This window comes from Candidatus Burkholderia verschuerenii (assembly GCF_001189365.1).
GTDB lineage: Bacteria > Pseudomonadota > Gammaproteobacteria > Burkholderiales > Burkholderiaceae > Caballeronia > Caballeronia verschuerenii.
Window position 1 is genome coordinate 1 of sequence record NZ_LFJJ01000154.1, and the last position, 14,030, is coordinate 14,030.

A 14,030-nucleotide genomic window follows, 5' to 3' on the forward strand; every position below is an offset into this window, starting at 1 on the left:
TCAGCTCAACGTCATGCCTCAACCTCTACTCGTGCGCTGCAGACCTGGCTGAGATGTGCGTTTACGTCTGCACCAGACTGCGTCGTCGGGTCCATTCCGGCAAATTCAATTTTGCAGGCCCGACTATAGAGTTCGGTGGCCTCGTTCCCGATGTGTCGATGGGGTTGAAGCGACCAAAGCGCTGCACCGAGCACCGCGATGCCCAGGCCACCGGAAAGCAGTGCCAGCGTGCGGCGGTTGAGCCGCATCACCTGTCGCGGCTGCGCGCGCAGCGCGACCGCTTCCGGCGCGATCTTGGGCGGTCCCGCCTCCGGCGGTGGCTGATCGTTTTCCGGGTTCATGATCCGCTCCCCCGTGTTCCACTCGCGACTACACCATCGGTGCGCTCGATCCGGACGACCTCACCCTGCTTCTCGCCCTTACCGCCGCCCAGGCGCAGTTCGGCCGCGCCGAACAGCCGGTCGACGATGTAATACGGGCTGCGGAACCGGTAGTTGACCAGTTGTCCATCGCCTTGCGGGCCGATGACGAAGAGGGGTGGCAGCTCGCCTTGCGCGATGCCGGGCGGGAATTCGATATAGACCTTCTGCCCGTCGTCGAAGGCGCGCAGCGGCTTCCAGGACGGATGGCCGCCCGATCGCATAGCGAAAGCGCAACGTCTCCAGCGACAGGCCCGTGGCCACCGGTGCGGCGGCCTGGGCCGCCTGATCCTGCCGCTCCAGCGCCAGCATCTCGTCCTTCGGATAATGCCACGAGACCGACACCATCCACGCCGTCTCGGTCGAAGTCAGCTCGATCAGGTAAGTGCGTCGGCTGGGGTGATGACCAGATTGGTGTTCAGGCCCGAGCGGATCGGTTTAAGTCTCCTTGACGTCATTCGTCGGAGGGGTTGAGGCGAGGACCCTGGCCGGCGCCCCCGCCATTGCCGCCGCGCAGCGTGTTCGCGGCGGTGCTCGCCGCGTGCGTGATCTGCTGGCGGCGGTGCAGGCGTTTGGCCCAGGCGGGCTGTTTCGCGGTATCGCGATCGGCTGGCTCGTCGCCGCTGGCCGCGCCGGACGTCGTTCCGTGCCCCGATGCGCTGCCCGATCCGCCGCCTGATCCGCTACCGGAGCCGCTTTCGCCCCGGAAGGCCTCGGCCACCCGTGCGCCGGCTGCTCGCGCACGAGACGCGACTGTCTGCCCGGCCGCCTGGGCGCCCGTACGGGCGACGTTCCCGACGCCCGCCGCGACGCCGCGCACGCCACCGCCTGCGGCGGATGCCCCGCTCTGAAAGGCCGCACCCGCGCTGCTTGCCGTCGATGCCGCCATGCGCGCGCCGCGCCCCAGCGCGCCGGCGGCGGCGGGCGCCATCCGGGCGCCGGCCATGACGGCGGCGCCCGCGCCCGTGGCCGCCGCACCCAGGGCGACCGCCGTACCGGTCGCGCCCAGCGCCGCCCCGGCCATCGCGCCCGCGCCGAGCTGGGGCGCACCGGACACGAGTCCCGTGGCGATGCCCGGCCCGAAGATGCCCAGCGCCAGCAGCGACAGCGCCGCCAGCATGATGACCAGTGCGTGGTCAATCGAGCTGTCGATGGGCGTGGTCTTGAACTCGCCGAACAGTCCCGTACCGATGCCGACGATAACGGCCAGCACGAAGAAGCACAAGATGACGACGAACCAGGCGAGGAAGAGCACCACGATCGGCGTCAGATGCACGAACACTTCCGGGAAGCCCGCCAACTGACTGATCTGGTCGAGGATGGGCGCGGCGGCATCGATGCCGGTCTTGGCCAGACGCCCTGGTTGCAGGAACTTGTCCATCGCGACACTCGACGCCGACGCCTTCAATCCCAGTCCGGCGAAGGAGCGAAAGACGATGCCGGCGAGCGTGTTGAAATGGCCGATCAGGAAGGCGAAGGCGCCGACATACAGCACCTTCCGGATAAGCTTGGCCATGACGTCCTCGCCCTGACCGGTCGCATGGGCGAGCGCCCACCAGAGCCCGGCAAGCGTCATGTCGATCGCCACCAGCGTCGCCGACAGCCACGCCACTTCGCCATGCACGAGACCGAAGCCGGAATCGATGTAGCGCGAGAAGGTGTCGAGGAAATGGTCGATGACCGTCACGTCATCCATGGTCATCGCCTCAATCGCCGTAGAAATGCACGGGCTGCGGCGTGTAGGGCGTGCCGTGGCCGAGGAAGCGGCGCGTGACCTCACGCCCGCGTTCGGTGGCGGCTGCCTACCGTGCCAGTTCGAGCGCGGCGGCGCGGTCCTGGGTCAATTGCAACTGCTGAGACTGGATCGACTGCTTGGCCTGGAGTGCCAGCAACTGGTTCGTCGCCTGCATGGCTTGCAGCGCGCCGGTGGCCGACTGGCTGCGCGAGACCAGATCGGCGAGCACGCCCTCGTCCGAATTCAGGTTTTGCGCGACCTGCGATTGCATTTGCATCGCCGTTTGCAGACCGGTCAGCATGTGCTGCCAGCGCGCACGGGCGTCCTGCACCATCTGGTCGCCACTGACCGCTGCGGTGTATTGCTGCGGATAGAGACGCGCGAAGTCGGCGTCGGTCTGCTGGACGTCGAAGGCCATGCCCTGCGCCCGGGTGATGAGTTGACGGGTCGTGGCGAGGTTGGCGCGCAGGCGATCCGTCACGTTGGACGGCAGGCTCGTCAGGTTGCGCGATTGATTGACCAGCGACTGCGCTTCGTTCTGAAGTTGCCGAACCTGGTTCTCGATCTGCTGAAGTGCGCGTACCGCACCCAGCGTGTTCTGCACATAATTGGCGGCATCGAAGACGGGGATGGGGTCGGCCGGCGTCACCATCATCAGCGCACCGGCGAGCACGGTCGCGACGCTCACCGCACGCGCGGCGGACAGGAAACGGGTCGTCATGGCAAAACCTCCTCGGAAGAATCGGAAACACGGGCACGAGGTGATGCAGAACCCGGTAGGCTCTGCGGCGAAGACACCGCCGGACCGGTATGGCCGGGATAGGCCGGCAGCAGATCGGCAGCCCAGTCGAGGCCGCGATGCCGCAGCCACGCGGACGGGAAACCGGACGCGCCGGCGGCGTCGAACACGCGCTCGATGTCACGCTGATCGGGCGGCGTCGAGGCGCCGGCGAAGGCCAGCGCGACTGGACCCAGATCGAGATCGAACAGCCGGTTGCCGACGCGGGACTGGTAGTAATAGTCGTGCTTGGGTTGCGCGGTGGCGACGATCTCGATCTGGCGTCGGTTCAGACCGAAGCTCTCGTAGATGGTCCGGATCTGCGGTTCCGTCGCCTGCGGGTTGGGCAGGAAGATACGGCTCGCGCAGCTCTCGACGATCGCGGGGGCAATGCTGGACTGCTGCACGTCGGCAAGTGACTGGGTGGCGAAGATGACCGAGACATTCTTCTTGCGCAGCGTCTTGAGCCATTGGCGAATGCGTGCCGCGAACACCGGGTCGTCGAGGAACAGCCAGGCCTCGTCGAGAATGAGCAGCGTGGGCGTACCGTCGAACCGCTGCTCGAAACGGGCGAAGAGGTAGCCGAGGACGGCGAGCACCGCCGCGCGGCTCGTCATCAGCTCTTCCATCTCGAAGCACTGCACGTCGGCCGATCCGAGCCGGTCATGATCGGCATCGAGCAGGCGACCGTGCGCGCCGCCCAGCACATAGGGTGCGAGCGCCTGGCGCAGGGTGTTGGACTGCAACAGCACCGAGAAGCCGGTCAGCGTGCGCTGTTCGACTGGAGCACCGGCCAGGCTGGCGAGCGCCGACCAGATAGCAGCCTTCTCGTCCGGACCGACGGCCACGCCTTCATGGCGCAGGCGCGCTTCGATCCACTCGGCTGCCCACGTCCGGTTCGCGTCGCGATCGATGCGGGCGAGCGGCTGGAAGGCGATGGACCCCTCGGAGCCCAGATCATAATGTTCGCCACCCAGGCCCAGGACGGTCGCGCGCATCGAGCGTCCCATGTCGAAGGCGAGGATGCGCGCGACCGGGTAGCGCCGGAACTGCATCGCGAGGATCGCAAGCAGCACGGATTTACCTATGCCGGTCGGCCCCGCCAACAGGAGGTGGCCGACATTGCCCACATGGGTGACCAGCCGGAACGGCGTGGCGCCCTTGGTGCGGGTGACGATCAGCGGTGGGCCGTCCAGATGGTCGTTGCGCTCGGGCCCGGCCCACACGGCCGATACCGGCATCAGATGCGCGAGATTGAGCGTCGAGACGATCGGCTGGCGGACATTGGCGTAAGCATGTCCGGGAAGGGACGACAGCCACGCTTCCACCGCGTTGAGCGTCTCGGGCATGGTGATGAAGCCGCGCGCCTGGATGACGCGCTCGACCTGTCGACGCTTCTCGTCGGCGGTCGCGGCATCGGTATCGAACACCGTGACCGTGGCGGTCAGATAGCCGAAGGCGACCTGATCGCTGCCCAGTTCCTGCAAGGCGGCATCGGCATCCGCCGCCTTGTTGCCCGCATCGGTGTCGATCAGCGGACTTTTCCTGCTGGAACACCGTTTCGCGCAGCAGCGCGAGCACATTCTTGCGTTTGACGAACCATTGCCGGCGAAGACGGCGCAGCTCTTTCTCGGCTTCCGCCTTGTCCATGCACAGGAAGCGCGTGGACCAGCGATAGGCGAAACCGAGCCGGTTCAGATCGTCGAGGATGCCCGGCCAGGTCGAGGTTGGGAAGCCGCGCACCGTCACCACGCGCAGATGTTCGTCACTGAGCATGGGCGCAAGGCCGCCCACCAGCGGCCGGTCGGCCAGCAGCGTGTCGAGGTAGAACGGCACCTCGGGCACGGCGACCGCGTAGCGCACGGTCGACACGGTCGTATGCAGATAGGTCAGCGTCTCGCTATCGTCGAGCCAGACCAGCTCCGGCATCACGCCGTCGAGCAGGTCGAACACGCGATCGGTTTCCGCGACGAAGGCGATGAGGCGCTCGCGCCAGTCCACGCCGCTCGTCGAACGGTTTTCGTACAGCAGCTGCCCAGCGCGCGAGCGCGATTCCTCGGGCGGCAGATAGTGAAGCGTGAAGTGATAGGCGCTTTCGTAATGGCGGTCCGCCTCCGAGAAGGCGGCACGGCGTTCCTCATCGACCAGCCAGGACAGTGCGTCCGGAAACGCCGACGTGGGATAGTCCGGCGCCGGCCGGCGCGCGGCTTCGACATAGAGCGCCCAGCCCGATCCGAGGCGGCGCAGCGCGTTGTTCAGGCGCGCCGTGATCGCGATCAGTTCGCCCTGGGTGGCGCTGTCCAGGTCGGGTCCGCGAAAGCGCGCCGTGCGCTGGAAGCTGCCGTCCTTGTCGAGCACGACGCCTGGGGCCACCTGTCCCGCACAGGGCAGCCAGTCGGCGAGCATGGCCGGGCGTTGGCGATATTCGGCAAGATGCAGCATGGCGCGCTCCTCACGCGTCCAGCAGCGGCTTGTGCCGCACATGCCGGACGAACACGGTCATGAACTGGGGATCGACACGCGCGCCCCAGACGGCCAGCGTGTGGCCCACGATCCACAGGGCGAGCCCCGGCAGCCAGAGTTGCAAACCCAGACCGAGTGCCGCCGCGAGCGTGCCGTTGGCGATCGCCACGGTGCGCGGTGCGCCGCCGAGCAGGATCGGTTCCGTGAGCGACCGGTGCAGCGGCACCTCGAAACCGGGTATGAGGACGGAGACATCCGCTGACGCATCGATCGTCGTGCTCATACGACCGCTCCGCCGGAGAAGCCGAAGAAGGACAGGAAGAAGGAGGACGCCGCGAAGGCGATGGACAGACCGAAGACGATCTGCAGCAGCTTGCGAAAGCCCCCGCTGGTGTCACCGAACGCCAGCGCCAGGCCGGTCGAGATGATGATGATCACCGCGATGATCTTGGCCACCGGCCCCTGGATGGACTCCAGGATCGATTGCAGCGGGCTTTCCCAGGGCATCGACGACCCGGCCGCCTGGGCGGCCGTGGTCAGTCCGGCGGCGAGTGCGGCCGGCGTCAGTCTCCGCACCACCGCGTGGAGCCGGGAACATGCCGATGTCAGCCAGGGGATCGACGCGACAATGCCGCGCGCAGCGATTAGGCGTGTCGGTGTCATGACACATCTCCTGAAGCTTGGGGTGAGGGACGGACGTCTTCGAGCTGGTAGCCATCGGCGGTCGTGCCGATGACGCGCGCGATGCGATCGATACGCCGCCGACGGCCCCGGCCGGTCAGCTGGACGACGACGTTGACCGCCTCGGCGATGAGCGCCCGCGGCGCGGTGACCGCGACTTCGAGGATCAGCTGCTCCAGGCGCAGCAGCGCCCCGGGGACGGAGTCGGCGTGGATCGTGGCGATGCCGCCCGGATGACCGGTGCCACAGATCTTGATCAGACCGAGCGCTTCGCCACCGCGCACCTCGCCCACGACGACGCGATCCGGACGCAGGCGCAGGGTCGCGCGCACCAGTTCGGTCATCGAGACCACGCCGGCACGCGTGCGCAAGGGCACATGGTCGCGGGCCGCGCATTGCAGTTCCACCGCGTCTTCGAGAACCAGCACCCGATCGCCGGTCGCGGCAACCTCGGCGAGCAGCGCGTTGGCGAGCGTGGTCTTGCCGGTGCTGGTCCCGCCCGCCACGAGGATGTTCTGACGCTCGCGCACCGCCTCGCACAGGAAGGCGGCCTGCGCCTCGGTCATCACTCCCTCGGCGACATAGCGTTCCAGCGGGATCACGCCGCCCGCGCGCTTGCGCAACGCGAAGGCGGGCGCCGGTGATGCCGGCGGCAGGATGCCTTCGAAGCGCTCGCCGGTCTCGGGCAGTTCGGCGCTCAGCAGCGGTCGTCCGCGATGCACTTCCGCACCGACATGGGCCGCGACCAGCCGAATGATGCGTTCGCCGTCGCTCTCGGGCAGCGATTGCTCCAGGGGCGCTCGTCCCGTGGACAGGCGGTCGATTCACAGGGAGCGGTCGGGATTGAGCATGATCTCGACGACGTCGGGATCCTCCAGCGCGCGGGCGATGATGGGCCCCATGGCCGTGCGCAGCATGCGGATGCGCCGATCGACTGACGCGGCAAGCGTGACCGAGGCGGCGTTCATGACGTGCGCTCCGGTGCACCGATCGGACCGGCAGCCGCCCTATCTGCTGCCTCGGATTCCTGAGCGTTTGCGTGCGGCTCGAACTCCCGCGCCACCTCACGGACCAGGCTGCGTCCGCGCAGCAGATGCCGGCCGAGCTGCTCGACGAACTGCTCGAAGCGCGCCTTGCCCTGCGCGCGGGCCGCGTCCTGATGCGCTTCGGGCAGCGGCGTGCTGACGGTGAGCATATAGAGCGAGCGTCTCGATCCCGATCGTCTGGTCGCGGTCCAGCCGTTCAATCTGTCGCGACAGGTGATCGAGGCGCCGTGCCATCGCCGTCTCGCGCTGATGATCGGTATCGGCCGCCAGCCATGCAGCGAGCGCCGCCGCGACGATCGAGGATTTCGAGACGCCTTTCCGTACGGCGAGTTCCTCCAGGCGCCGGGCATGCTCCGGCTGGATGAAGAGGTTCAGGCGATACTGGCTCATAGCGCGATTCCGTCGTCAGGATCGAGGGCCGCGAACCGAGCGGCGCGCTGCATGGCTGGATCCAGACGATCCGGCAGCGGCGGTGACACCTCGTCGTCGTCATCGAGTACGGCCAGATCGTTCGCCGGGGACACAGGTTCGACCACGGTGCCGGTCACTTCATGAAGTTCGGGTTGCTGGCGTGGGCCACCATCGTCCGCAGTGTCGGTGCCGCATACGACCGGCCCCGTCGATACAGGCGACGCCGACAGTGTGATCGGACGCTGCGGAACGATGCGTCCGCTCCAGTCATCGGGCCGGCGCGGCGGCGCATCGATATAGCGGCCGAGCGTGAGGGACGGCGGCGGCAGGACACGGCGCTTGAAATGCGCGTCGGTGTAATAGCGCAGCTTCTTTGCCTTGATCGGCGGCCGGCTTCCGACCATCACCACGGCGTCGTCCGGCGGCAATTGCATGACTTCGCCCGGCGTGAGCAGCGGTCGCGCCGTCTCCTGGCGCGAGACCATCAGGTGCCCGAGCCAGGGCGCAAGGCGATGCCCCGCATAGTTGCGCTGCGCGCGCAGTTCCGTGGCGGTACCCAGCGTTTCCGAGATGCGTTTCGCCGTGCGCTCGTCGTTGGTCGAAAAGGTCACGCGCACATGGCAATTGTCGAGGATCGAGTGGTTCTGGCCATAGGCCTTGTCGATCTGGTTGAGCGACTGCGCGATGAGAAAATTGCGGATGCCGTAGCCGGCCATGAACGCCAGCGCGGTCTCGAAGAAGTCCAGGCGGCCGAGCGCGGGAAACTCGTCGAGCATCAAGAGCAGCGCGTGACGACGGGCGATGCCGTCGCTGCCGTCGAGCGATTCGGTCAAACGCCGGCCGATCTGGTTGAGGATCAAGCGCACCAGCGGTTTCGTGCGGCTGATGTCCGACGGCGGGACGACCAGATAGAGCGAGACCGGATAATCGGCCGAGATCAGGTCGGCGATGCGCCAGTCGCAGCGTGAGGTGACCTCGGCCACGGTGGGATCCCGGTACAGGCCCAGGAAGGACATGGCGGTGGGCAGCACGCCCGAACGTTCGTTGTCGCTCTTGTTGAGGACTTCGCGAGCGGCGGATGCGACCACCGGGTGCGGCCGGCCGTCCTCACCGTCACCGAGATGACGCGTCGTCATCATCCGGTGTAGCGTCAGTTCGAACTGGCACGCCGGATCGGACAGGAAGTTGGCGACGCCCCGCAGCGTCTTGTCCTCGCCCGCGTAGAGCACGTGCAGGATGGCGCCGACCAGCAGCGCATGGCTGGTCTTCTCCCAGTGGTTGCGGCGTTCGAGCGCGCCTTCGGGATCGACCAGGATGTCGGCGATGTTCTGCACATCGCGCACTTCGTTGGCGCCGCGCCGCACTTCGAGCAGCGGGTTATAGGCGGCCGAGCGTGGATCGGTCGGATTGAACAGCAGGCAGTGAGAAAACCGCGCACGCCAGCCGGCGGTGAGCGTCCAGTTCTCGCCCTTGATGTCGTGGACGACAGTCGAGCCCGGCCAGCTCAACAAGGTGGGAATGACCAGCCCGACGCCCTTGCCCGAGCGCGTCGGCGCGAAGCTCAGGATATGTTCCGGGCCAACCAGGGTGCACCCAATTCGCTTTGGTATCCCAGTCGCGCCGCGGTCCATTGCGTGGCGACCCACACGCCGGTAAGTGCGACGCCGACGACGATGGCCGAGTGTCCGACCAGGATGCCGTGCTGGCTGGTGGCCTGCGCTTGCATGTCCGAGCCTCCTGCGTACTGAAAGGCGTCGTCGGGGTTCCGTGCTGGAGCACGGCCGATGACGCGTGACAGATGCGAGGATCGGTGCGGGTGTGCGGGCCGGTCAAAGGCCGATGCAGCGGCGATTAAGGCCGAAAAGGCAGGATGTCATGCCCGGGCGGAGACAAGCAAAACGCCGCTAGCGCGGGCGCGCTGCGGCGTAGAGGACTACTCAGGAGGAATTGACCGAAAAAGACAGCGATGCGGACGCTTCACTTGCCCTTATAGCCCGGGTACCGTCCGAACAGACGATTTTCTCGGGCCTCGGCAGCACGCAAGCACAGCGCGTCGTTGACCTTCTCGCGCTCTTCGCGACACATTCGCTCCACTTCCTTGAGGCGATCGGGATCGACCGTGAGCGAGGCAACCGTATCCTTGGGTTCGGAAGGCTCGCAAGCGGTCAGCGAAACGATCATCCACAATGCGGCCAGATACCCGAAGCGGTGTTTCATAAAGAAGCCTCCTGGTCGTCCTCGTGAGGGGAAGCGGTCATGCCCGGCGTCACCGGATCGGTTTCCAGTGCCGCCACGCGCTCGATGAAGCGGCTTACCGCGTCCGTCGGATCGGTATCGCGCCGAAGGACATAGGTGGTGAGCATGGCGTCGTGGCTCGCAAGTGGCCGGCCAACGACGTCCGGCGCGCGCGTGCCGACGATGTGCGATGCACCGACAAGCGCTAACGCGAAGCCAGCCGAAACGATCGCCATCATCAGGTCGAACGAGCTGACCCGCTCGGCGATAAGCGGTTCGGCATGGACGGAACGCAGCAGACGCTCGATCTGCCGGTGATACCCTTCAAACAGGTACGCGTCGCACATGACCAACGGATAGCGCAACAGCTCGTCAAGCGGGATGCGCGCGTGGGCCAGCAAAGGATGGCGCGCGGGAATGGCGACGCGCAAAGGATCGGTCCAGGCCGGCTCCACGAGAATGCCGTCTCCGGCGTGGTCCGATTGCGCGAAGCCGACGTCGTACAGATCGTCGTGCAATCCACGGATTTGCTGCGCCAACGGCACTTCCGAAAAGCGAATGGCGATCTCCGGATCCTCCTGACGACACAGTGCCATCAAGGAAGACAAGCGAGGCGGTGTGATCCCGTCAGACAGTGCAATGCGCAGCTGACCGTCGTAGCCGGCCGCCGCCGCGCGAACGCTGGAGCGCGCCTGCTCCAACGCCACGAACACGCGCGGTATATGGTCCAGAAACAGGCGTCCGGCCCGAGTCAGTCGCGTGCTCCTCGTGGTGCGCACGAAGAGCGGCGTGCCGAGATCTTCTTCGAGTTCCTTGATTGTCCGGGACAGCGGCGATTGGTCCACATGGAGGCGTTCCGCAGCGCGGCCGAAATGCAATTCTTCGGCCACAGCGAGGAAACAACGAAGATGGCGAAGCTCCATATAGCACACCCCGTCGAGCTTAATACGGCACGTGAGCAAATCCTGGGGATCAAGGGAATAAAGCGCGTTTTCTTCCGAACGATCCACACACCGCAGAACAGAACCCAATGCCGCGACAACCGTTTCTCGTTCGACGACAATGAATTATTCAAACCGTTGGACGAAGTAAATTCACCTGCATTTGCCCTGATGCATTGTGTCAAGTCGATCAGGATGTCTATCAAATTACTGTAAATTAAGGTTGTGATCGGTCATACATGTAATACGTCGCGATGCGTCATCAGAACGCAGTCGCGCGAAAGTACTCCGGGCACTCCGCGCATGGTGTTTTTCAAAGTCATGACCTTATCCCAAGGTTTCGAGGTCAGCGTCCTCAGCAATCAGGATTCGTTGTTCCCCACGTTGGTACGTGGCGGTAAGCGGATCGGTGATCCCTACAGTGATCTCATCTAGCAGCCGCTGCAATCGTGCCGCGTCCTCAATGTCCGCGAACGGCTGTGACGGATCTAAATGGAAATTCGCTACCTTTACCACATCTTCACAGAGTCGAGATAGCTTGTGCAGAGTCTCTAAGCCTACAGTGCTCGGGTTAGATCTGTATTCTTCGATAATCAGATCACGATCTTTTTGATCCCTTGTCCAAACTCTTAGATGGTCGTGGTCCCAAGCCGGCGTGTCATATATGCAACGAGCATGAAAAAGCTTGCCACTCGGATCGACAAAGGTGAAATCGACCGTGCGTTGCCGTTCGATATTGACAAAGCTGCTATAGCCGGAAAACGGCGCATCGCCAACACGACCGGTCAACAGCGCAGTATCAAGGACTGCGTGTCCTGAGATCGAAAAGTCCGAGCAAATGCCTATTGCACTTCGCAGAAGCAACGGTCCTTTACTGGGCCGTATCCAGCTTAAAAGGTCCAACGCATGAATGACTTCGCTGGTCACCCCACATGTCGGGCGATAGTCATTCAAGCGATCCTTGCCCCAATGGAAACTAGCGCGGACTAGCGTCCATTCGTTATAGGATGCGATTGTCCGCAGACGCCGAGTCACGTCCGAATAGCGCTCAACCAGGTCAAAGGCAAACCCTTTTAAACTCCGCAAGTCGTTGAGGACAGGTTTCCAGTCGTCGCCAAACACCGCGACAGGTTTCTCGCAAATTACAAACCCGGAGAATGATTTTAAGGCATTCAGAATGCTGACGTGACTTTGGTCATTAACGCTTACGATGACGACTTCGGGTTGAAACTCTTTAAGGGCCGTCGAGATATGATCGTAATAGGGTATCGAAACTTCCTGGGCCTTCCTTCCGACATACGCCACCTCAAGGGGAAAATTGAGTTCTCGCGAAAGGTAAGCGAATGATCGTTGATAGCGCTTCCCGGCATAGCCCAAGCCGATAATAAGCAGTTTCATATACGGCCTCCAATGTACGTCATAAGATGTTCTTCGCTGCGCGCAAAGCCATTGCCGATATATAGGTTCTCCCCATCCGCTGTGGTCTCCAGCGCAACCTTCTTGACTTCCTGTGAGACGAACCATTCAAGCAATACACGAAGGAGCCGCCCCGCAATGCCCTTGCGTCGCTACGACGGGGAAACAACGACAGTCTGAACCCAGCCACACGAGCCGCTTGGACAGTCTGGTGCCGGCGGTCGACGATCAATGATGCCAATGGCACACGCCACAGGCTCGCCAGCACGATCCGCTACGATCACACGAATATCCCGGCGCTCCATCATGGCTTGAGGAAGCCACGTTCTATAGGCTTCTTTCCAAGCATTGCTTTCGCTGGCATTGCGGCTTGCATAGCTCACATTCGCGGCTCGATCGATCAGATACGCGCGTAGCATGACCAATTTCTCTATGTCATCGGAAGTCGCCTTCCGGATCGTTACCGGTGGAGTCGCCATGTCATGACAACTCGTGATTATGATTAGCTTTTTCGGCATCCAATAGAGGGATATCGAAATGCTCGAATACCTCGCTCAATGACTGAGCAAGGTCGGCAATGTGAACATCCGTGTGAACCGGCGTCGCGTTCACACGGAAGCGTTCGGAGCCGATGGCAACGGAGGGGTAATTGATCGGCTGTAGATAAATTCCATGGGTGCCGAGCAAGCGCGCTGCTGCACGTTTGCATTTTGATGCGTCGCCGATCATCACCGGGAGCACATGCGTTGACGAACATGGCAAGACCGGAATCCGCTTTGAAAGAAGGGCCTGTCTGAGGGTTCGAGTCTGCCGATGAAGCTGATCACGCTCCTCCGAGTGTTTCATGAGGTAGTCGATACTGGCAATGCAACCAGCGACGATGGCTGGTGGTAATGAGGTGGTGAAAATAAACCCGGGCGCGAATGACCGAATGGTATCGATCAGCGAATGCGAGGCTGCAATGTACCCACCAATGATGCCGATCGCCTTCGCCATCGTGCCCTGAACAATGTCTATCTCTTCACACAATTGAAGGTCAGCAGCTATCCCAGCGCCTCGCGGTCCATACATGCCGACGACAGCATGGACTTCGTCGAGGAAAGTCAGGGCATTATATTGTTTCGCTAGTCGAATAATATCGACTGCGGGAGCAACATCTCCGTCCATGGAATAAATGGATTCGAATATTATAATCTTGGGGTGATTTCTTGGATATTGATCGAGTAGTTCCTTAAGATGATGGACGTCATTATGACGAAACACGTGTCGTCGCACATTGCTTGCGCGAATGCCATTTATTATGGATGCATGGTTCTTTTCGTCGCTCAGTGCCACACAGTCGGGTATGAGCCGAAGCAAACATTGAAGCGTCGCATCGTTTGAGCTGAAACCTGTAGGAAATACGAGTGAGGCTTCTTTTGCATGCCATTTGGCCAGCAAACTTTCTAACTCCGCATAGAGCTTGTGGGTGCCGCCAATGTTGCGTGAACCACCCGAACCTGCGCCGTATTTGTCAATTGCGTCATGCATAGCCCGGCGTACGATCGGATTTTGCGACATCCCCAAATAGTCGTTACTGCACCACACAGTAACCTTTCGATTTTCACCGTCGATATGCGCTAATGGATATTGGCCGCACACCCGATTCAATGTTACGAATGTCCGATACTGTCCCGCGGACCTGATTTCATCGAGTTTCTCGCAAAACAAACGGTCATACATTTCAGTCTGCCTCCAAGGCTTCGTCGCGCGCTCTGCCTCCGCGTATTCCGTGCATTAGTTGTGTGCGTCAAGTTGTGCAGAAATCAGATGCCGGTGGTTTCAGTTGATCCTTCTGTGCGACGTGCGGCGCGAAGGGCGTAGCCCGCAGCGCCGAACGCCGCGCGGCCGCTATGCAGCAGCGCG

The 14,030-nt window shown here is 63.1% G+C and carries 7 protein-coding genes and 7 pseudogenes; all 14 read right to left on the reverse strand.

The window, feature by feature from the left end; all coding sequences use genetic code 11:
* Nucleotides 1–122: 122 nt before the first annotated feature.
* A pseudogene (locus BVER_RS21350) lies at nucleotides 123–341 on the reverse strand (TrbI/VirB10 family protein); the annotation flags it as partial.
* A pseudogene (trbG, locus tag BVER_RS21355) lies at nucleotides 338–862 on the reverse strand (P-type conjugative transfer protein TrbG); the annotation flags it as partial. The pseudogenes BVER_RS21350 and trbG, both read right to left, overlap by 4 nt.
* 11 nt (nucleotides 863–873) lie before the next feature.
* Nucleotides 874–2,115, reverse strand: coding sequence for a type IV secretion system protein (locus BVER_RS21360; protein WP_050454996.1), 1,242 nt, complete (start codon nucleotides 2,113–2,115; stop codon nucleotides 874–876).
* Between the two features lie 10 nt (nucleotides 2,116–2,125).
* Nucleotides 2,126–2,875: pseudogene (gene trbJ, locus BVER_RS21365) on the reverse strand (P-type conjugative transfer protein TrbJ).
* Nucleotides 2,872–5,374, reverse strand: a pseudogene (trbE, locus tag BVER_RS21370) (conjugal transfer protein TrbE). Before trbE ends, trbJ begins: the two co-directional pseudogenes overlap by 4 nt.
* Before the next feature lie 10 nt (nucleotides 5,375–5,384).
* Nucleotides 5,385–5,678, reverse strand: a complete 294-nt coding sequence (locus tag BVER_RS21375) for a VirB3 family type IV secretion system protein (protein ID WP_050454997.1) — start codon at nucleotides 5,676–5,678, stop codon at nucleotides 5,385–5,387.
* Nucleotides 5,675–6,058: a TrbC/VirB2 family type IV secretion system protein gene (locus BVER_RS21380; protein ID WP_269750787.1), complete on the reverse strand. Its 384-nt coding sequence runs from the start codon at nucleotides 6,056–6,058 to the stop codon at nucleotides 5,675–5,677. Before BVER_RS21380 ends, BVER_RS21375 begins: the two co-directional genes overlap by 4 nt.
* A pseudogene (gene trbB / locus BVER_RS21385) lies at nucleotides 6,055–7,044 on the reverse strand (P-type conjugative transfer ATPase TrbB). Before trbB ends, BVER_RS21380 begins: the two are co-directional and overlap by 4 nt.
* Nucleotides 7,041–7,512, reverse strand: a pseudogene (locus BVER_RS21390) (CopG family transcriptional regulator). Before BVER_RS21390 ends, trbB begins: the two co-directional pseudogenes overlap by 4 nt.
* A pseudogene (gene traG / locus BVER_RS21395) lies at nucleotides 7,509–9,259 on the reverse strand (IncP-type conjugal transfer protein TraG). The pseudogenes BVER_RS21390 and traG overlap by 4 nt, the downstream one beginning before the upstream one ends.
* Nucleotides 9,260–9,510: 251 nt before the next feature.
* On the reverse strand, nucleotides 9,511–9,750 hold the full coding sequence (locus tag BVER_RS21400; RefSeq protein WP_050454998.1) for an EexN family lipoprotein: 240 nt from the start codon (nucleotides 9,748–9,750) through the stop codon (nucleotides 9,511–9,513).
* Nucleotides 9,747–10,691 (reverse strand): LysR family transcriptional regulator, encoded by a 945-nt coding sequence (locus BVER_RS21405; RefSeq protein WP_050454999.1) that lies wholly within the window; start codon nucleotides 10,689–10,691, stop codon nucleotides 9,747–9,749. Before BVER_RS21405 ends, BVER_RS21400 begins: the two co-directional genes overlap by 4 nt.
* A gap of 345 nt (nucleotides 10,692–11,036) precedes the next feature.
* Nucleotides 11,037–12,107, reverse strand: a complete 1,071-nt coding sequence (locus BVER_RS21410) for a Gfo/Idh/MocA family oxidoreductase (protein WP_050455000.1) — start codon at nucleotides 12,105–12,107, stop codon at nucleotides 11,037–11,039.
* Nucleotides 12,108–12,605: 498 nt separating this feature from the next.
* Nucleotides 12,606–13,847 (reverse strand): 5-aminolevulinate synthase, encoded by a 1,242-nt coding sequence (hemA, locus tag BVER_RS21415; protein ID WP_050455001.1) that lies wholly within the window; start codon nucleotides 13,845–13,847, stop codon nucleotides 12,606–12,608.
* Between the last annotated feature and the right edge of the window lie 183 nt (nucleotides 13,848–14,030).

Bases quoted from the DNA above. Each gene is read 5' to 3' on its own strand.
- BVER_RS21405 (WP_050454999.1), bottom strand. From the start codon at position 10,691: ATGGAGCTTCGCCATCTTCGTTGTTTCCTCGCTGTGGCCGAAGAATTG.
- BVER_RS21380 (WP_269750787.1), bottom strand. From the start codon at position 6,058: ATGACACCGACACGCCTAATCGCTGCGCGCGGCATTGTCGCGTCGATC.
- BVER_RS21400 (WP_050454998.1), bottom strand. From the start codon at position 9,750: ATGAAACACCGCTTCGGGTATCTGGCCGCATTGTGGATGATCGTTTCG.
- BVER_RS21360 (WP_050454996.1), bottom strand. From the start codon at position 2,115: ATGGATGACGTGACGGTCATCGACCATTTCCTCGACACCTTCTCGCGC.
- BVER_RS21375 (WP_050454997.1), bottom strand. From the start codon at position 5,678: ATGAGCACGACGATCGATGCGTCAGCGGATGTCTCCGTCCTCATACCC.
- hemA (WP_050455001.1), bottom strand. From the start codon at position 13,847: ATGTATGACCGTTTGTTTTGCGAGAAACTCGATGAAATCAGGTCCGCG.
- BVER_RS21410 (WP_050455000.1), bottom strand. From the start codon at position 12,107: ATGAAACTGCTTATTATCGGCTTGGGCTATGCCGGGAAGCGCTATCAA.